Origin of the sequence: Nitrobacter sp. Nb-311A (assembly GCF_000152905.1) — a bacterium.
Classification (GTDB): domain Bacteria; phylum Pseudomonadota; class Alphaproteobacteria; order Rhizobiales; family Xanthobacteraceae; genus Nitrobacter.
Map to the genome: position 1 here is coordinate 146,458 of NZ_CH672416.1, position 17,933 is coordinate 164,390.

The 17,933-nt window shown below is 62.4% G+C and carries 16 protein-coding genes and 1 tRNA gene; 7 read left to right on the top strand and 10 right to left on the bottom strand.

Going from position 1 to position 17,933, the window contains the following annotated elements; translation table 11 throughout:
• Window positions 1-497 precede the first annotated feature (497 nt).
• Entirely contained in the window at window positions 498-1,163 is a 666-nt protein-coding gene (locus tag NB311A_RS09790; RefSeq protein WP_009798375.1) for a L,D-transpeptidase, read from the top strand.
• Between the two features lie 196 nt (window positions 1,164-1,359).
• On the opposite strand, the gene NB311A_RS09795 is transcribed toward NB311A_RS09790, so the two are convergent.
• Window positions 1,360-2,415 carry an extensin family protein gene (locus NB311A_RS09795; RefSeq protein ID WP_009798376.1) on the bottom strand — a complete coding sequence of 352 codons (1,056 nt, stop codon included), beginning with the start codon at window positions 2,413-2,415 and terminating at the stop codon, window positions 1,360-1,362.
• 124 nt (window positions 2,416-2,539) lie between these two features.
• On the opposite strand from NB311A_RS09795, the gene NB311A_RS09800 reads away from it, so the two are divergent.
• Window positions 2,540-4,162 (top strand): fatty-acid--CoA ligase, encoded by a 1,623-nt coding sequence (locus tag NB311A_RS09800; protein ID WP_009798377.1) that lies wholly within the window; start codon window positions 2,540-2,542, stop codon window positions 4,160-4,162.
• A 48-nt stretch (window positions 4,163-4,210) separates the two neighbouring features.
• Here the strand turns inward: NB311A_RS09800 and NB311A_RS09805 are convergent, their stop codons facing one another.
• A complete protein-coding gene (locus tag NB311A_RS09805; protein ID WP_040674827.1) occupies window positions 4,211-5,092 on the bottom strand; it encodes a pirin family protein in 882 nt (293 codons plus the stop codon).
• Between the two features lie 115 nt (window positions 5,093-5,207).
• Here NB311A_RS09805 and NB311A_RS09810 point away from each other — a divergent pair, with 115 nt between their 5' ends.
• Together NB311A_RS09810 and NB311A_RS09815 are read left to right on the top strand one after the other, a co-directional pair.
• Window positions 5,208-6,134, top strand: coding sequence for a LysR family transcriptional regulator (locus NB311A_RS09810; protein WP_040674830.1), 927 nt, complete (start codon window positions 5,208-5,210; stop codon window positions 6,132-6,134).
• A gap of 49 nt (window positions 6,135-6,183) precedes the next feature.
• Window positions 6,184-7,038, top strand: coding sequence for a DUF1499 domain-containing protein (locus NB311A_RS09815; protein WP_009798380.1), 855 nt, complete (start codon window positions 6,184-6,186; stop codon window positions 7,036-7,038).
• A 3-nt stretch (window positions 7,039-7,041) separates the two neighbouring features.
• On the opposite strand, the gene NB311A_RS09820 is transcribed toward NB311A_RS09815, so the two are convergent.
• The 8 genes from NB311A_RS09820 to mnmA form a co-directional block, all read right to left on the bottom strand.
• Window positions 7,042-7,959, bottom strand: a complete 918-nt coding sequence (locus NB311A_RS09820) for an MBL fold metallo-hydrolase (RefSeq protein WP_009798381.1) — start codon at window positions 7,957-7,959, stop codon at window positions 7,042-7,044.
• Between the two features lie 149 nt (window positions 7,960-8,108).
• Entirely contained in the window at window positions 8,109-9,323 is a 1,215-nt protein-coding gene (locus NB311A_RS09825) for an acyl-CoA dehydrogenase (protein ID WP_009798382.1), read from the bottom strand.
• 87 nt (window positions 9,324-9,410) lie between these two features.
• Window positions 9,411-10,487 carry a 3,4-dihydroxy-2-butanone-4-phosphate synthase gene (gene ribB, locus NB311A_RS09830; RefSeq protein ID WP_009798383.1) on the bottom strand — a complete coding sequence of 359 codons (1,077 nt, stop codon included), beginning with the start codon at window positions 10,485-10,487 and terminating at the stop codon, window positions 9,411-9,413.
• 139 nt (window positions 10,488-10,626) lie between these two features.
• The gene (locus NB311A_RS09835) at window positions 10,627-12,351 is read right to left on the bottom strand and encodes a cation:proton antiporter (protein WP_009798384.1); all 1,725 of its coding nucleotides are present in this window, start codon (window positions 12,349-12,351) and stop codon (window positions 10,627-10,629) included.
• Window positions 12,352-12,413: 62 nt separating this feature from the next.
• Window positions 12,414-12,490: transfer RNA gene (locus NB311A_RS09840), tRNA-Met, on the bottom strand.
• Window positions 12,491-12,596: 106 nt separating this feature from the next.
• Window positions 12,597-12,935: a hypothetical protein gene (locus NB311A_RS09845; protein ID WP_009798385.1), complete on the bottom strand. Its 339-nt coding sequence runs from the start codon at window positions 12,933-12,935 to the stop codon at window positions 12,597-12,599.
• A gap of 48 nt (window positions 12,936-12,983) precedes the next feature.
• The gene (locus tag NB311A_RS09850) at window positions 12,984-13,622 is read right to left on the bottom strand and encodes a class I SAM-dependent methyltransferase (protein WP_009798387.1); all 639 of its coding nucleotides are present in this window, start codon (window positions 13,620-13,622) and stop codon (window positions 12,984-12,986) included.
• Window positions 13,623-13,644: 22 nt separating this feature from the next.
• Window positions 13,645-14,847 carry a tRNA 2-thiouridine(34) synthase MnmA gene (gene mnmA, locus NB311A_RS09855; RefSeq protein ID WP_040674836.1) on the bottom strand — a complete coding sequence of 401 codons (1,203 nt, stop codon included), beginning with the start codon at window positions 14,845-14,847 and terminating at the stop codon, window positions 13,645-13,647.
• Window positions 14,848-15,459: 612 nt separating this feature from the next.
• Between mnmA and NB311A_RS09860 the strand changes: the two genes are divergently transcribed.
• The 3 genes from NB311A_RS09860 (at window position 15,460) to NB311A_RS09870 (ending at window position 17,881) form a co-directional block, all read left to right on the top strand.
• Window positions 15,460-16,719, top strand: a complete 1,260-nt coding sequence (locus NB311A_RS09860) for a flagellar hook-length control protein FliK (protein WP_245256977.1) — start codon at window positions 15,460-15,462, stop codon at window positions 16,717-16,719.
• 10 nt (window positions 16,720-16,729) lie between these two features.
• The gene (locus tag NB311A_RS09865; protein ID WP_009798390.1) at window positions 16,730-17,422 is read left to right on the top strand and encodes a flagellar hook assembly protein FlgD; all 693 of its coding nucleotides are present in this window, start codon (window positions 16,730-16,732) and stop codon (window positions 17,420-17,422) included.
• A 183-nt stretch (window positions 17,423-17,605) separates the two neighbouring features.
• The gene (locus NB311A_RS09870; RefSeq protein ID WP_002714638.1) at window positions 17,606-17,881 is read left to right on the top strand and encodes a DUF1153 domain-containing protein; all 276 of its coding nucleotides are present in this window, start codon (window positions 17,606-17,608) and stop codon (window positions 17,879-17,881) included.
• Window positions 17,882-17,933 lie beyond the last annotated feature (52 nt).

The window sequence follows — 17,933 nt, forward strand, 5'->3', positions numbered from 1 at the left end:
CCCTCCAGAATGACGGCACGGACTCAAGGCGTGGACACGAACAATCTGAAGTGACGCTCATGAAGGGAATTTGACGTTCGCCAGCTATTTGTAGCGAGCCGGCAAACGAAGTTGAAAGTCTGGTAGAGCGTCTGGTGGCCGATTGATCCCCGCCTTTGCAAGGGCTTCCGCCACAACGGAATGCAAATACTGGAATCGGAACCGGTCGGGGTAATTTGGTAACCAGGCAAAGAGCCGGCGCGGGAGAGGATGCTGTTTATTCACGTCCGCGCGCGCGAAACGAGCAATCGTACCCCTCCTGCCCCCGCCTTGAAAATGCTGCGCGACCCATCGCGGATCGATATTTGCGGCAAAAATACCACAGGCACGGGTCTGCGTAGGGACAGAGGATTCTAAGTGCTGGAATTCGAGGGAATTTCGACAATAATGCCTTCCGAGGATTCTTGGACTCTCGGGCGCAAGTTACCAGAATTTCAGTGGGCATTTGGAAAACAACGATGTCGTCTCTTCGGGTTAAACTTGGGATTCTCGCCGCGGGCCTGATGCTGTCGGGCTGCATGCAGGCGACGCACTACGAGGCCGCCAACATCAACAACTTCAAGCCGCGCGACAAGGAGCTGTTATCCAGGGCCTCCTACACGAAAACGCCGGTTGCCGCCCCGTTCCGCCGCGCGATCGTCGATTATCACCGCAAGGAAGCGCCGGGTTCGATCCTGGTCGATTCCGACAATCACTACCTCTACTACGTGCTCGATAACGGCAAGGCGATCCGTTACGGCGTCACCGTTGGCGAGGAAGCCTTGGCGTTCTCCGGCATCGCAAGGGTCGGCAACAAGCGCGAATGGCCGGACTGGATTCCGACGGCCGACATTCACAAGCGCATGGGGGGACTGCCGTCACGCGTGGCGGGCGGGCCGGATAACCCCCTTGGGGCGCGAGCGCTGTACCTTTATCAGGGCAACAAGGACACGTTGTTCCGGATCCACGGCACCAACCAGCCTGAATATATCGGCACCTCGATCTCCTCGGGTTGCATTCGCATGACCAACGAGGACGCCATCGATCTCTATGATCGCGTCAAGGTGGGAGCAGTGGTGGTGGTGCTTGAGCCCAAACACAGCGCGAAGCTGGCGTCGTGGAATGGTGGCGGCAACCTTAACTGATCGAACCGATCCCTCGATCTGCAAAGCGCCGGTTCTCCGGCGCTTTTTTTGTCCCTCCCCAGCGTGGGTCCATGCCGCCTCTGATAGAATTAAAGACACTTCCCAGGTTTTGTTTCGAGGCCGCGGCTTCATGCGAACCGGCGGCCATTCTCGGGGCGACCCCAGGATAGGCTTTCGAAGAACCTACGGGTCGCAATCAATCGAACAGCAACCTCAGGAACGGGGGAAGGTCGTTGCGGGATCCGCGCGTGCGTTTTGCAGAGTGAGTGACTGAACGCCACGTTGAATGTTTTGAAGCCGACGACTTCGGCGAATCCCTCGCAACCTTGGCCGCCGCGTCGGCGGCCGCAGGCCGCTTCCGAGGTTCAGGCACAACCTTCGCCGACATGGCCGCTTCAGATCCGGCTTGCGAGACAGCGCGAGACACCGCCCCGCGCTCCCGAACCGCTGCAGACGCCTTGCCGTCTTCTTCCCCCATTTCGTGCCGCGACGCCTGGGCCGGGCGTTCGGCGGGCAGCAATGGCCCGATCGCGGTCACGGGATCACGAATCTCCCAGTGACAGATCCGGTAGCCGTTGCGGCGCTGAATCAGGTCGAGGTGAATGTGGTTCTCGTGATAGCCATCCGATCCAGGCCCCAGCACCGTCGTGAAACGCGCGCAAACCGAGCCCAGCACCTTCTCGCGCAGATCGCGCTCCACCGCCCGATCCGTCAGATCGATCGTCCGTCCGTTCGCGAGCCTGAGCCCACCCACGTCGAGCGCATTGGCGCGGCCGTGTTCGGATAACTTTGCTTTGATGACACGATTGCGGCCCCGGCATTCAAACGAGTCGAGATTGTCGAGTTCGCTGACCCGGGTGCCCAGCCCCTCGGCCAGCGGCGCCAGGTCGCTTCGAATCCACTCTGCCACCGCGGACGCCATTTTGCAGCGCAGGGTGGCGGCAGGCTTGACCGCAACCCGGCTACCGTCGGGCAACACCACGGCTTCAAGCCGGACCAGATCGTCACCGGCGCACGCGCCCGGCCCCGTGATCGCGGGAACGCTCGGGGCGATGGCAACCAAATCGGTCAACGCCAGGCGACAGGGAGAAGGCGACGGCGTAATCTCAGGCGTCGCGCCGCTACTTTCGCCTGTATGCTCGCTACCCTTGCCGTCGGACGCCAGCGCGGCGGCCGGACGAGGCTGTGGCAAGGGGGGCCTGCTCCCGGCCAATGCCATCGGCGACATGAAGAGGGCTACGAACGCCGCCATAGCCAATCGGTCGCGGCCTGCACGGGCAGACGGCCGTTTGCGGCGTGCAAGTCCCGCGTTAGATTTCATGCCGCTCCCCGCGAGACAAAGATAATCCCTGACGCGAATCAACAGGAACGTTCGAATGCTGGGCTTGATGCAAGACTGGCCTCTGCTGTGTCATCGGATCATCGATCATGCAGCGAAGATTCATGGCGGACGCGAGGTGGTCACGCGATCGGTCGAAGGCCCGATCCACCGGACCAATTACGCCGAGATTCGCGGCCGCGCTCTGAAACTGGCGCAGCGGCTTGATCGCCAAGGCATCCGGCTGGGAGACCGTGTCGCCACCGTCGCATGGAATACCTGGCGTCATCTCGAGGCCTGGTACGGCATCATGGGGATCGGCGCCGTGTGCCATACCGTCAATCCCCGGCTGTTTCCGGATCAGATCGCCTGGATCATCAACCATGCCGAAGATCGCATCGTGATGACCGACATCACTTTCATCCCGATCCTGGAACGGATCGCCGACAAGCTGCCGGGCGTGGAGCGCTATGTCGTTCTTACCCACGAGGCTCACATGCCGCGGACCGCGCTGAGAAATGCGGTCGCATATGAAAGCTGGATCGCGGAAGCTGACGGCGACTTTGCCTGGAAGATATTCGACGAAAATACCGCCGCGGCGATGTGCTACACATCGGGAACAACGGGCGATCCGAAAGGCGTGTTGTATTCGCATCGCTCCAATGTGTTGCATTCGATGATTGTCAACAGCGCCGACGCGGTGGGCGCGGCATCGAAGGATACAATGCTACCGGTGGTGCCGTTGTTCCATGCCAACAGTTGGGGGGTCGCATTCTCTGCGCCATCCATGGGCACAAAGCTGGTGCTGCCCGGTGCCAAGCTTGACGGCGCATCGGTGTACGAACTGCTCTCGAGCGAGAAGGTCACGTTCACGGCGGGCGTTCCCACCGTGTGGCTGATGCTTCTGCAACATATGAAGACAAACAACCTCAAGCTGCCGGACCTCAAGGTCGTGATCTGCGGCGGGTCGGCGATGCCGCGCTCTATGATCAAGGCTTTCGACGACATGGGCATCGAGGTTCGCCACGCCTGGGGTATGACGGAGATGTCGCCGCGCGGCACAGTCGGTGCGTTGCAAGGCCGGTTCAGCCACCTCAAGGGAGACGCCAAGCTCGATAGGCTGCAAATGCAGGGATACGCGCCGTTCATGGTCGAAATGAAGATCACCGACGACGCCGGCAACGAACTGCCGTGGGACGGCAAGACTCCCGGCCGGCTCAAGGTGCGAGGGCCCGCGATCGCCGGCGCCTACTATCGCGTCAATGACAATATCCTTGACGAGCAAGGCTTCTTCGATACCGGCGACGTTGCCACCCTTGACGAGTACGGCTACATGCGGATCACGGACCGATCGAAGGATGTGATCAAGTCTGGAGGCGAATGGATTTCGTCGATCGATCTGGAGAATCTCGCGATTGGACATCCCAAGGTCTCGGAAGCCGCCGTAATCGGGATACACCATCCGAAGTGGGGCGAACGCCCGCTCTTGATCCTCCAGGTCAGGGAGGGCGAGAGCGTGACGCGCGACGAAATTCTCGACTTCATGGACGGCAAGATCGCCAAGTGGTGGTTGCCTGACGACATCGCATTCGTCGACAGCATTCCCCACACCGCCACCGGAAAGATTCTGAAAACGGCGCTACGCGAGCGGTTCAGGGGTTACAGCTTTCCTGGAGCATGATCCGATCAAGTTGGATCAGACCATGCTCGAAGTTACCGTCTGGTCGTGTCAGGCGTCGGTTCCGACCGGCTCCAGAGTGCCGAAACGGCCGCTCTGGAAATCGATCATGGCCTGGCGGATTTCGCCCTCCGTATTCATGACGAAGGGACCGCGCATCACCACCGGCTCGTCGATCGGCGCGCCGGACAGGATCAGCACCGAGGCATCACCATTGGCCTCGATGGTCACCTCGCCGCCGCTGCGGTCGAGCAACGCGAACTGCGCCTCACCGGCGATCTCGCTGCCGTTCACCAGCACCGTGCCCTTGAGCACCACCACCGCAACGGTGTGGCCGTCGCGCGGATTGAAAGTCACGGCGCCATTGCGGTTGAGCTTCACGTCGTAGATATCAATCGGCGTAAAGGTCTTCGCCGGCCCTTTCCTGCCGCCGAACTCACCCGCGATGACCCGCAGCTTGCCGGCACCCTCCGGCAGATCGACCGCCGGAATGTCGGCGTCGAGCAAGGTCTGGTAGCCGGGATCGGCGTTCTTGTCCTTCGCCGGAAGGTTGACCCAGAGCTGCACCATCTCCAGCGCGCCGCCCTTCTTCGTAAAGGTGCGGGAGTGGAACTCCTCGTGCAGGATACCCGAAGCAGCCGTCATCCATTGCACGTCGCCCGGTCCGATCAAGCCGCCGTTACCGGTGGAATCACGGTGCTCGACCTCACCCTGATAGACAATGGTAACGGTCTCGAAGCCGCGGTGCGGATGAACGCCAACGCCACGCGGCTGCTCCGCCGGGGTGAAATCCGCCGGCCCGGCATAGTCCAGCAGCAGGAACGGGCTGAGGTGGTCGCCGTGGCTGGCGTGCGAAAACAGCGAGCGGACCGGAAACCCGTCGCCCACCCAATGCTGCCGGGGGGCACTGAAAACACCGAGAACCTTTCGCATGATGAACCTCCTTGGCTCGGCCGGACTGGCCGCCTGTTGCAATGGAGGATATGAACGAGACAAACGTCCGGGTAGCTGCAATATCGCGCCTCACTGTCCTATAATCGAGACAATGATGCAGGACCTCAACGACCTCTATTATTTCGTGCAGGTTGTCGATCACGGTGGTTTCGCCGCCGCCGCCCGCGCGCTTGGGATGCCGCGCTCGCGGCTGAGCCGCCGCATCGCAGCTCTGGAGGAGCGGCTGGGGGTGCGGCTGATCCAGCGCTCGACCCGGCGCTTCAGCGTCACCGAGATCGGGCAGGATTACTACCGTCATTGCGTTGCAATGCTGGTGGAAGCCGATGCGGCGCAAGAATTGATCGACCGTTCGCGCAGCAGACCGCAGGGCATCGTGAGGGTTAGTTGTCCACCACCGCTGCTTTACTTTCAGGTCGGCGAAATGGTCGCTCGCTTCATGGCTGAGTGTCCGGACGTCGAGGTGCATCTCGAAAGCACGCCGCGCCGTGTCGACGTAATCGCGGAAGGTATCGACATCGCGCTGCGCGTGCGTTTTCCGCCGCTGGAAGACAACGATCTGGTGATGCGCGTGCTGGCCGAGAGCACGCAGCGGCTGGTGGCAAGCCCGGCCCTGCTGAAGGGACTGCGCCAGCCTCCTATTCCCGCCGATCTTGCCGCGCTTCCCAGCATCGGCTGGGGGCCGCCGCATCAGCGTCAGGAATGGTGCCTCGACGGCCCCGACCAGGCAACCGCGCTGATTCCCCATGCACCGCGCCTTATCACCGGGGACATGGTGGCGTTGCGCTTCGCGGCCCTGCGCGGCATCGGCGTCGGGCAGTTTCCGACCATGGTTGTGGAGGCCGACCTCGACAGCGGCGCCCTACTTGATGTGCTGCCGCAATGGCGGCCGCGCGCCGGCATTATCCACGCCGTGTTCTCGTCGCGGCGCGGGCTGTTGCCCTCGGTGCGGGCGCTGCTGGACTTTCTGGCTGCTGAGTTCGCCGCTTTGACGGAAGCGAACAGCGTTTCGCCAGGGAAGTAAATAAGGTAGGTGATCCACGCAATCGTCCCCGCCGCAACGGAACGCTCCGATGGCCCGCAGGTTTTCCGCACGCTATCAATCCGAACCGTTTTCCGCGCTGGCGACCTGGGCGCGGCGGCTTGCGGTGTTCTCGGCGGTCGCGACGCTGGTGTCCATTGCGGCGGTAAGGTTTGGCATCCTTGAGAGCAAACCCGCGCTCGCGACCTTGTTGGGCGCGCTCGCCTGCGCCGGACTGTCGGTCCTTGTGGCGTCCGCAGGCCTTGTAGCGTTGTGGCGGGATGGCTCACGCGGCATAGGCCGTATCCTGACGGCGCTGCTGCTGAACGTGCTGATCCTTGCCTATCCGGCATACCTCGCCGTGAAATATCGCAACCTGCCGCCGATCCACGATATCACCACCGATCCGATCAACCCGCCTCACTTCGACGCATTGACGCGGCTGCGCGGTATCGACGGCGCCAACTCCGCCGTCTACGCCGGTCTTTATTCCGCCAAACAGCAGCGTGTGGCCTATCCCGCGATCGAGCCGGTGGAATTGGACCTGACGGCTCAGCACGCCTTCGACATCGTCCGGCGGCTCGTCGCGCGGCGCAAATGGCTGGTGATCGACGAACGCCCGCCGCAGCCGCCAGCGCAGTCCGGCCATATCGAGGCTGTGGCGAGAACGCCGGTCATGGGTTTTCGCGAAGACGTGGTGATCCGCATCACGCCGAACGAGGACGGGTCCCGCGTCGATATCCGCTCCTCGTCGCGTTACTTCGAGCACGATCTCGGCAGCAACGCCGCGCGCGTCAGCAGTCTGATTGACGACATCAACATCGCTGCCGAAAATATTGTCGAGAAGCCGGTGAAGGAGCCACCGATGCCGGTCAAGCCGTCCGCCAGAGGCGCGGGCAAGCGATAGAGCTCACGTCAGCCGGTAACGTCCTTCGATGACGGGATCGCCATCGGTGTGTACGAGGCCGCGCGCCACCAGATTCTCCAGATGCGCAAGCACCGAATAGCCGGCGGCGCCCGTCAAGCGCGCATCGAGGCCGATATAGATCGCGCGGACCAAAGTCGGGATATCGGCCTCGCCTTTCGCCAATCGATGCAGGATCGAAGCCTCGCGCGCCCGGCGATGCCGCGCAAGGAAGCGCACGAAGCGGGGCGCATCCCGGATCTCCGGGCCATGACCGGAAAAATACAATTGCTCGTCGCGCTGCGAGAGCTTCTCCAGCGAGGCCATGTAGTCCACCATCGACCCGTCCGGCGGCGCCACGATCGAGGTGGACCAGCCCATGACGTGGTCGCCGGCGAAAAGAATCCCCCGTTCCCTCCACGCAAACGCCATATGGTTCGCGGTGTGTCCCGGCGTGCTCACCGCTTCCAGCGCCCATTCGTCACCCATGACGGCGTCGCCATTGTGAAGCCGAACATCCGGCACAAAATCGCGATCAGCGCCGAATTCCGGATTGTGCTTTTCGCTCTCAAACCGTGGCCGCGAAGCACGATGCGGCCCCTCGGCATAAACCTGCGCGCCCGTGGCAGCCTTGATGCGCGCGGCATTGGACGAATGATCCTTGTGGGTGTGGGTGACGAAGATATGCGTCACGGTCTCGCCTCTCACCGCGTCGAGCAACGCCCGCGCATGAGCCTCGCTGTCAGGTCCGGGATCGATGATCGCGACCTTGCCGCGTCCGACAATGTAGCTCACCGTTCCCGTGAAGGTGAAAGGACCGGGATTATCGCACAGCACGCGACGGACCCCAGGCACGACCTCCTCGGCCAAACCCGGCCTCAGCGGAAAGTCACGGTTGAAGGGAATGTCTTCGGTGTCGGGCATGCTATGCTTTGAGTCCACTTTTGTCTCGGATGAAACACAGCGCGTAACGATACGCTGCTGATCCGGGACCGTTGCGAAGTCGGTGCTTGCAGCGGCCCCGACTCTGCGAAGCAGCGCAAGGGCGCTGCATCGCGTCCGGGACACGACCTTCAGCAGAACGCCGGAATGCCGGTGATGGCGCGGCCCAGCACCAGCGCATGGACGTCGTGGGTGCCTTCATACGTATTGACGGCTTCAAGGTTGGCGGCGTGGCGCATCACATGATACTCGATCTGAATGCCGTTGCCGCCGTGCATATCGCGCGCGGCCCGCGCGATATCGAGCGCCTTGCCGCAATTGTTGCGTTTGATGATCGAGATCATCTCGGGCGTCATCTTGCCCTCGTCCATCAGCCGCCCGACGCGCAGGCTGCCTTGAAGCCCAAGCGCGATCTCGGTCTGCATGTCCGCGAGTTTCTTCTGCACCAGTTGCGCCGCCGCCAGCGGACGGCCGAACTGCTTTCGCTCGAGCACGTACTTCCGCGCGCGGTGCATGCAGTCTTCGGCCGCGCCCATCACGCCCCATGAAATGCCGTAGCGCGCGCGGTTCAGGCAGCCGAACGGACCTTTCAGTCCCGACACGTTCGGCAGCAGGCTTTCTTCCGGCACCACCACGCCATCCATCACGATCTCGCCGGTGACCGACGCCCGCAAGCTGAGCTTGCCGCCGATCTTCGGAGCGGACAGGCCCTTCATTCCCTTTTCCAGCACGAAGCCGCGGATCTGGTTGTCATGCGCCGCCGACCTGGCCCAGACCACGAACAGATCCGCGATCGGCGCGTTGGAAATCCACGTCTTCGAACCGGTCAGCCGATAGCCGTCCGACACCTTCTCGGCGCGGCTTTTCATGCCGCCGGGGTCGGAACCGGCGTCCGGTTCGGTCAGGCCGAAACAACCGACCCATTCACCGGTTGCAAGCTTCGGCAAATATTTCTTGCGCTGATTCTCGTCGCCATAAGCATAGATCGGATACATCACCAGCGACGACTGCACCGAATTCATCGAGCGGTAGCCGGAGTCCACACGCTCGATTTCCCGCGCGACGAGACCGTAGGCCACATAGCTGGCGTCAGCACAACCATACTCCTGCGGAAGAGTGATGCCGTTCAGACCGAGTTCGCCCATTTCATTGAATATCTCGCGGTCGGTCTTGTCTTCCTGATAGGCTTTGACGATGCGCGGCAACAACTTGTCCTGCGCATACGCATGAGCGGTGTCGCGGATCATGCGTTCATCTTCGGTCAGTTGATCATCCAGCCTGAGCGGATCGTCCCACTGGAAACTGACCGGCGCGGGCTTGTCCTTGCCTTGCGGACGAACGCTCATGACAATCCTTTCGCGTGTTTCGGATACCGCTATCGGCAAAGCCACAATCGCTGAAAGTATAACCGTAATTCGACGCTGCAACCACCGTCAGCTGTCAAGACGTTCATTCGAAACGATCTCGATGCCGAAACCGGAGAGTCCCTTGTAGTCGTACGCCGACGAGGTCAGATGTCGGATGGACGTGACCCCGAGATCGCGCAGGATTTGCGCGCCGACGCCAACCTCCCGCCACTGCCTGTTGCGATCAGCTTCGGCCGACCCATCTTCGGGGAGCGGCGCCACCGGCACGCCGGCGGCGCCGTCCCTCAGATAGACCAGCACGCCGCGCCCGGCCGTCCTGAAGTGCTCGAGCACCCTCTCCATGCGCTTCGGTCCTGCGAAGATATCGCGCACGATATTCGACTTGTGGAAGCGGGTCAGGATATTCTTGCCGTCGCCGATGCCGTTATAGACGAACGCAACGTGGGCTATGGAATCGAACGGCGAGCGATACGCGTAGCCCTGCAGCGGCCCGATCGGGCTGTCGATTGCAAATTCGGAGACCCGCTCGATCAGCTTCTCGCGCGCCTGACGATACGCGATGATATCGGCGATGGTCACGTGCTTGAGCGAGTGCGCATCAGCGAACCCAGCCACCCGCTCGCCTTTCATCACCGTGCCGTCGTCGTTCATCAGCTCGCTGATGACGCCGACCGGCGGCAGGCCCGCCAGCTTGCAGAGATCGATTGCCGCCTCGGTATGACCGGCGCGCAGCAGCACGCCGCCGTTGCGTGCAATCAGAGGGAAGATGTGGCCGGGTCTGGCGAAGTCGCTTGCGCCGGAGTTCGGATTGGCGAGCGCCCGGCAGCAGGATGCTCGCTGTTCGGCGGAAATGCCGGTGCCGCCGTCCGGCTTGTAATCGACCGAGACGGTGAAGGCCGTGGTATGATTGGATTCGTTATGCGCGACCATCGGATCGAGCCGCAGCCGTTGCGCATTCTCCGTGGTGATCGGCGCGCAAACGATGCCGGACGTATGCCGTATCACAAACGCCATTTTCTCCGCGGTGCAGAGCGAGGCCGCGACGATCAGATCGCCCTCCCCCTCGCGATCCTCATCGTCGGTGACCACGACGATTTCGCCGTTCGCAAAAGCCTGAATGACTTCCGGTATCGGATGGGGCATCGGTCCGCGCGTTCCCGTTTAATGGAAGCTCCGTATGACGCAGAGCAGGCGGCGGCGCAACCGACGCGGTCCGCAAAAGCTGCCCACGACCATGCCATCATATAGTGATCCGGCGCGGTGAATGCGGCAACGGGATCGGCTAGGGCAGCACCTCCCGGCGCTCTTTCAGGAGGGCGTCGGTCTCTGCGCGCTTGTCGGCCAGCAATCCGTTTTCGGCAGCCTCGATCGCCGCAAACAGCTCTTGCGCATCGGTCAGGCGGGTTACCGTCACATAGTCCGCGCCAGCGACATATTGATCCTCGACGTCCGACAGCCGATCCGCCGTCGAGATAATCTTCGCGGTCGGGTTCAGCGAACGAACGTGGCGGACGAGCTTTTCATTATTGGCGCCCTTGAGCAGCGAATCCGGCACGCTGAGAATAATGATCTCGGCGCTGCCGACCCCGGCGTGAACAAGCGTGTCCACGTTGCTGATGTCGCCATAAGTGACATGCAGACCACGGGCGGAGAGCGTTTTGAACACCAACGGATTGAAGTCGACCACCCCGATGTGGTCCAGCATCGCCTCGTCCCGGCGTTCGATCTCGTTCAGCAGCGCGCTGGCGGCCCGGAAAAATCCGAGAATGACAATGCGTCGCGGCTCACCATGAGTTCCTGCGCCATGTCCGCCCTCCCCCGCCTGGTGACGATCGAGATCCCGAAAGCCGAGACGCTTCAGAAACCTGATGGCCAAGCGCGAGAATTGATCGCTCCGGCTGATGGCGAACGTACTCAGCACCGCCAGCACCACGAACGCGAATGACGCCGCGCTGGCGGTTTCGCCCTGGATGTGTCCCGCAATCAGCCCGGTCTGGGTTACGACAAGCGAGAACTCGCTGATTTGCGCCAGATTGATGGCCGGCAGCAGGCTGGCGCGCAATCCCTGTTTCATCAGATAAAGCGGCAGGAAGGTCGTGGCGAGACGGCTCGCCACGGTGAAGACCGCGATCGTCAGCGCGAGCCCGATCACCGATCCGTTCGGGATCGGAATGGTCATGCCCAGCGCGACGAAGAACAGCGTGATGAAGAAATCGCGTAGCGTCGTCACCTTGGCGGTGACGTCGAGCGCATAGGGAAAAGTCGAAAGCGAAACGCCGGCCACCAGCGAGCCCATCTCGCGGGACAGATGCAATCGTTCAGCGATTTCGCCGATCAGAAAGCACCACGCCAGCGCCCCCAGCAGCACCAGCTCAGGACGGCGGGCGATCTGATGAAACAGGTAAGGCAGCACATAGCGGCTGACGATCAGCGCGGTCGCGACCAGCGTGCCGCCGCGCGCGATCGAGAGCAGGACGATGGATATGTGAAGATTGTCGAGACTGGGCTGGACCGCCAGGAACAGGATCGCGAAGACGTCCTGCAGCACCAGCACGCCGAGCGTAATGCGGCCCGGCAGCGTGTCGAGCTCGTGTTTTTCGTAAAGCACCTTGACGATGATGACCGTACTCGAGAGCGCGCACGCGACGCAGAGATACAGGGGGTCAAACCCGCCGGCTGGCAAACCAATTGTCATGAAGAACAGCGCGCCGAGAATGCAGCCGCCGAGCAACTGTCCGCCGCCGGCGATCAGAATCACCGGCCCCGCGCGCATGATCTTCTTCAGGTCGATTTCCAGGCCGATCATGAACAGCATGAAGATCAGGCCGAGTTCGGAAATGGTCCGGATCGACTCTTGTGATTTCACCCACCCCATTCCAAACGGGCCGATGAAGAATCCAGCCAGCAGATAGGCCAGGATCAGCGGCTGCCGGAAAAAATGCGCGGCCAGCCCGAGACCCCAGGCAAACAGGATGCAAAGCGTGATGTCGCCGATGAGTTGGTGCATTCCCCTCAGCGGGTCGCATATCTCAACCGCTCAAGCAAGATCAGGTTTATGCCGATGAAAATTGGTAGCGAGGGAGGGACTCGAACCCCCGACCCCAGGATTATGATTCCCGTGCTCTAACCAGCTGAGCTACCTCGCCGCAGTATCCACGATCGACGATGCCGTGAATGCGCGGCATATAAAAAGCCGCTCAAGGACCTGTCAAGCAAAGCCGCCGGAGACGCCAACTTATCGATGCTTGGCGCCTATTTGGGCCGAACAGTGGGATCGCCGCCGGGACTGCCGGGCGGCGGGATCACCGGCGTCCTGCCGCCTTCCGGGGTCGGCGCGCGGATCTCCGGATCGACCCCCGCGGGTGGACACAGCAAGCCATCGGATTTCGCCAGTTTGTCGCCAAGGGCCTCCTTGCGCTTGTCCGCCGTTCCGTTCTGCGCGGGTGTCTCATGAGGAACGCATTTCGACGAATTGGGAGAGGGTGGCGGCGTCGCGGTCGCACCGGGCGGCGTGACCACCGTGGGCGGGGCCTGCGCAAGCGCGACGTCGGCGCATGCCGCAAAAGCGATCAACGAGGAGACGATACTCATCCGCATGGAACGGCAACAATCGGCCGCAGCGGATGTTCCGCCGCGCCATCAGGATTTGCGGTAGCGGATCAGCGAAAAATGCCCTAGCGGCTGCATCAGGCGACGCTCCGAAAGGGTCACGCCGCCATGCTTCTCCGCCCAGTTCACGAGGCGCGCCCACGGGAACTCGGGACGCCAGCCAAGCCGCCGGGCCAACGGCGCGAAGGCCAGTTCGAACACGCGGCGCGGCCCGCGCTCGGCGCCAATATGATTGACCAGAATCAATTCGCCGCCCGGCTTCAGCACGCGGATGAAGTCGTCGAGCGTCGCTTCGGGATCCGGCACCGCGGTGATGACGAACTGCGCCACCACAGCGTCAAAAAACGAATCGGGAAAGGCGAGATTCTTGGCATCCATCACCGCCAGCGTTTCGACGTTGGTGAGGTTCAGCGAACGCACCCGCTGCTGCGCCTTGCGCAACATCGGCTCGGAAAGATCCACGCCATACAGTTTCGTCGTGGAGGCATAATCCGACAGCGACAGTCCGGTGCCGACGCCGACATCGAGGATGCGCCCGCCGATTGCATTGGCAATTTCGATCGTGGACTGACGGCCGGGATCGAAGACCTTTCCGAACACGAGATCATAAATCGGCGCCCAAAGGCCATAGGCTCTGGCGACGCCCGCGCGGTCGATGTCGTTACCCATGCTTCCCGTGCGCCCCGGACGCCTACCCACGCAATTCGGCGGCGAAGGATTGCGCCGGCGTGCTGTTCCGTGCAGCGCCTTCGTTTGCGCGCTGCGCCATGGCCCGTGCGATGAAACCGCCGCCGAGCACACGCGCCTGCCCTTCCGGCCCGTCGTAGAACACGCAGGCCTGACCGGGCGACACGCCCTCCTCGCCGGCCACGAGTTCGACCTCGTAGCCGCCATCGACGACGCGCAGCCACGCCGGCTGAGGTTTGCGCGTCGAGCGCACCCGCACGAAAAGTTCAAGTCCGGCGCCGATGGCGAGATCAAGCGCGCCGTCGCCGATCCAGTTCACGTCACGTAGCACGATGCGATGCATTTTCAGCGCCTCGCGCGGCCCCACCACCACGCGACGGTTCGCTGCATCAAGACTGAGGACATAGAGCGGCGCGCCGGAGGCGATGCCGAGGCCGCGGCGCTGTCCCACCGTGAAATTCACGATACCCTCGTGGTGGCCGATGACACGCCCATCGAGATCGACAATATCGCCTGATAGCATCGCGTTCGGCTTGAGCTGGCTGATGATATCGGTATAGTGGCCGGTCGGCACGAAACAGATATCCTGGCTGTCATGCTTGTCGGCAACCGGTAGACCGAAGCGCCGCGCCAATTCGCGAGTCTGCGCCTTTGTCATATCCCCCAGCGGAAAGCGCAGAAAATCAAGCTGCTCCCTCGTGGTGGCGAACAGGAAATAGCTTTGGTCGCGGTCCGCATCCGCCGCGCAGAGCAGGGTTCGCGATCCCCCGGGCGAGCGGCGCGAGGCGACATAATGGCCTGTCGCCAACGCCGCGGCGCCAAGCTCGCGCGCGGTCGCCAGCAGATCGCGGAATTTGACCAGCCGGTTGCACTCGATGCAAGGCACCGGCGTCTCGCCCGACGCATAGCTGTCCGCGAAATTCTCGATCACGGTTTCACGGAAGCGGCTCTCATAGTCCAGCACGTAGTGCGGAACGCCGAGCCGCTCCGCCACGTTTCGCGCGTCATGAATGTCCTGGCCAGCGCAGCAGGCGCCCTTGCGATGTGTGGCAGCGCCGTGGTCGTAAAGCTGCAGGGTTATTCCGACGACGTCGTACCCTTCCGACTTCAACAGCGCGGCCGTCACCGACGAATCGACGCCGCCCGACATGGCGACCACGACCCGCGTGTCCTGAGGACGACCTTCCAAATCCAGACTGTTGAGCATCGATCCTGTCAATTCATGAGACCGCGCAAGATCACATCCGCCTTGCGAATCGGCAACGTCCTCGGTGTTCAGGAGCAATTCCGCCCCGTCCAAAGCCAACCGAAAGATCAGTCTTTAATATAGTCCGTATTCCTGCGAGGCAATCATGGCCGGATGACAACAGCGGCGGCAAATCTTGCCGCCAGGCAAGAAGGAAGCGGTCCTGATCGGTGGGTTCAACCACCATCGCATCCCATAACTCATTGCTTATCATCATCATTTTCTGACTCGAACGATGGCCCGGTCCTTGCTGCTTGCCTCAACGACTCAATCCGCAAGAGGTTGCCTGTGGTTAGCGTAACAACGGAAGCCGCCGCCAATGTGTCTTTCCAAAGCGCGCAGCCGAGTTCTCAGCGCAGCGGTCGGTCGTCCGAGGATACTTTCGAAACCCTGGTCGATGCCGGCGCGCAAGGCTCGCATGCCACGGTCGCGCGGTCACGGAATTCGCGCGATCAGTTCAATAGACGTCTCAATGTTCCCCGTCAGGGCCATGTCACGCAGGAACCGGCTGATAACTCTCGAACATCATCCGCGCGGCCGCCCCAGGCCAGTTCGGAGGAGGCGGACAGGAATATGCGGGAATCCGCCTCTGGCGCAGAGGCGTCGAGCGCCGCACGCCGCCACAGGGCCAAACACGACGATTCCGAAATCGCCTCGACCGGAGACGCTTCCGACTCCCTCGAGGCGTCTTCGGACATGACCGCCCCCGGCGTCTCACCGGATCCGGTCGCAACGCCGCCTGCCACCGTCGTCCCGGTTACGACGCCCATCGAGGGAGCCGCTGCTGGATCAGCCACCGAACCGGTTCTCAGCGCCGCGGAACTCACGCTGTCGCAGCAGACCGGCGCGATGACGGCCTCATCTGCGAACGGCGATTCCAATCCGGCCCTCGCAACCGATACCGCGGCGGCGGCTGAGACAGTCCTCCAACAGACACCCGACACCGGACAGGCCGTGCGGACCGTCATGCAGACCGGGGGCGCCTTGGCGGCGGCAGTTGCCACGGCAGCACCTGGCGAGGCGAAGACGACCGTAAAGACGCTCGACAAAGCGCCATCGGGCAAAACAACAGCGTCGATCACCCCGGAGATCCAGCCCGGACCGGAAGCGCCGGTCTTAACCACGCCATCGGCAGCAGGCGGCAATCCCATCTCCTCGCACGACGCCGCTCCCAAGCATGATGCCGCCGAAAGTGCAAATAACGCCCCGACCGACGCCGGCGCGTCCTCCACGCAAACGACACCCGCGCCGCCGCATCCTGCCCGCGCGCCCGACGCCGCAGCCGCGCCGCAGCCGGGCCCAGCCGACAGCGGTCAGAGCATCAACAGCGCCTTTACTCAACCACAGGTACAATCCGCCGCCGCGACAACCCCGGTCACGCCGCAATACAATGTCGCGGTGGTTGCCGGCGCGGCCGTGCCGCTGAACGGCCTTGCGGTCCAGATCGCAGTCACGGCCCTGAGCGGCAAGAGCCGCTTCGAAATCCGGCTCGACCCCGCCGATCTCGGCCGCATCGATGTCCGTCTCGACGTCGATCGCCAGGGCCGGGTTACGTCGCATCTGACGGTCGAGAAGCCGGAAACGCTTGCGATGCTGCGCCAGGATGCGCCGCAGCTGCAGCGCGCCCTACAGGATGCCGGCCTGAAGACCGGCGACAGCGGTCTGCAATTCAGCCTGCGGGATCAGTCCTCCCAGGAACAAAACGCGCGTGACGGCAACGGCCGTCACAACCAGCGCCTGATCGTGACAGAGGAGAATGTCCCGATAGCAGCGGCCGGACGGGATTATGGCCGGATTCTCGGCTCGAATCGCGGTCTCGACATCAGGGTTTAAGGAGACGGAAATGACGACGTCAGTGGGTTCTGCGGTTCAGCAGGTGGTGTCGGGCACGACGGCGCTGCCTGCCTCCTCTCCGGGTTCGGCAGCAACATCCGACAACAATACGCTGGCCGGCAATTTCCAGACCTTCCTCACGCTTCTGACGACGCAATTACAGAACCAGAATCCGCTCGATCCGCTGGATACCAACCAGTTCACCCAACAGCTCGTCCAGTTCGCGGGCGTCGAACAGCAATTGAGAACCAACGACCAGCTTTCGAACCTCGTCTCCATGCAACAAACCGCGCAAGCCACGCAAGCGCTCGACTTCGTCGGCAAGAACGCCGTGGTTGACGGCAGCACCGCCACCATGACCAATAGTGCGGCGACGTGGCGGCTCGGTATTCCGACGGCCTCCACCCTCACCATCAACATCGCAAACAGCACCGGCCAGAATGTCTTCTCGGGCTCTTACAGCGTCGATGCCGGCGACAGTCAGGTCTTCTCCTGGAACGGCCTTGGCAATGACGGCACTCAATGGCCGGATGGCCAATACACGCTGACCGCGACGGCCGCCGATGCGTCCGGGAATCCGGTGACAGTCTCGACGCAGATTGAGGGCCAGGTCAATTCTGTCGATCTGACCCAGTCCCCCCCCTTGCTGTCGATCGGCGGCCAGACCTACACCATCAGCCAGATCAAGCGCATCCTGAACTGACGGTGGTTGGCCGGCGGCGGCAAATTCTTCGCGCCGTACCGGGTGGTCCGCGCTCGGCCGGGCGCTGTTTCAGAACGCCATTTCAAAGGAGAATCGTATTGAAGCCTGAAGCTTAGGCAAATTTTAAGCCGCAAGGCATAGGTTCGTCGGTGAGTTCAATGGTTTAGAGTTTGTGAGTACACCATGACAGAACCCCACCGCCCGAGGGTGAAATACGTCATCGGACCCGACGGCAGTCCACTGACGATTGCGGATCTGCCGGCGCCCGGGACCAAGCGCTGGGTCATTCGCCGCAAGGCCGAAGTGGTCGCCGCGGTACGCGGCGGGCTCCTCTCGCTCGAGGAGGCTTGCAGCCGCTACACGCTGACCGTCGATGAATTCCTGTCGTGGCAGTTCTCGATCGACCAGCATGGCCTTGCCGGTTTGCGCACCACCCGGATTCAACAATATCGCCAGTAAGGCTTCTCCTTCAGGATGTTTCGATTAGAACCGGCATTCGTTCGAATGCCGG

Coding starts and splice junctions, on each gene's coding strand:
- NB311A_RS09790 (WP_009798375.1), top strand. CDS start 498: ATGTCGTCTCTTCGGGTTAAACTTGGGATTCTCGCCGCGGGCCTGATG.
- NB311A_RS09795 (WP_009798376.1), bottom strand. CDS start 2,415: ATGGCGGCGTTCGTAGCCCTCTTCATGTCGCCGATGGCATTGGCCGGG.
- NB311A_RS09800 (WP_009798377.1), top strand. CDS start 2,540: ATGCTGGGCTTGATGCAAGACTGGCCTCTGCTGTGTCATCGGATCATC.
- NB311A_RS09805 (WP_040674827.1), bottom strand. CDS start 5,092: ATGCGAAAGGTTCTCGGTGTTTTCAGTGCCCCCCGGCAGCATTGGGTG.
- NB311A_RS09810 (WP_040674830.1), top strand. CDS start 5,208: ATGCAGGACCTCAACGACCTCTATTATTTCGTGCAGGTTGTCGATCAC.
- NB311A_RS09815 (WP_009798380.1), top strand. CDS start 6,184: ATGGCCCGCAGGTTTTCCGCACGCTATCAATCCGAACCGTTTTCCGCG.
- NB311A_RS09820 (WP_009798381.1), bottom strand. CDS start 7,959: ATGCCCGACACCGAAGACATTCCCTTCAACCGTGACTTTCCGCTGAGG.
- NB311A_RS09825 (WP_009798382.1), bottom strand. CDS start 9,323: ATGAGCGTTCGTCCGCAAGGCAAGGACAAGCCCGCGCCGGTCAGTTTC.
- ribB (WP_009798383.1), bottom strand. CDS start 10,487: ATGCCCCATCCGATACCGGAAGTCATTCAGGCTTTTGCGAACGGCGAA.
- NB311A_RS09835 (WP_009798384.1), bottom strand. CDS start 12,351: ATGCACCAACTCATCGGCGACATCACGCTTTGCATCCTGTTTGCCTGG.
- NB311A_RS09845 (WP_009798385.1), bottom strand. CDS start 12,935: ATGAGTATCGTCTCCTCGTTGATCGCTTTTGCGGCATGCGCCGACGTC.
- NB311A_RS09850 (WP_009798387.1), bottom strand. CDS start 13,622: ATGGGTAACGACATCGACCGCGCGGGCGTCGCCAGAGCCTATGGCCTT.
- mnmA (WP_040674836.1), bottom strand. CDS start 14,847: ATGCTCAACAGTCTGGATTTGGAAGGTCGTCCTCAGGACACGCGGGTC.
- NB311A_RS09860 (WP_245256977.1), top strand. CDS start 15,460: ATGCGGGAATCCGCCTCTGGCGCAGAGGCGTCGAGCGCCGCACGCCGC.
- NB311A_RS09865 (WP_009798390.1), top strand. CDS start 16,730: ATGACGACGTCAGTGGGTTCTGCGGTTCAGCAGGTGGTGTCGGGCACG.
- NB311A_RS09870 (WP_002714638.1), top strand. CDS start 17,606: ATGACAGAACCCCACCGCCCGAGGGTGAAATACGTCATCGGACCCGAC.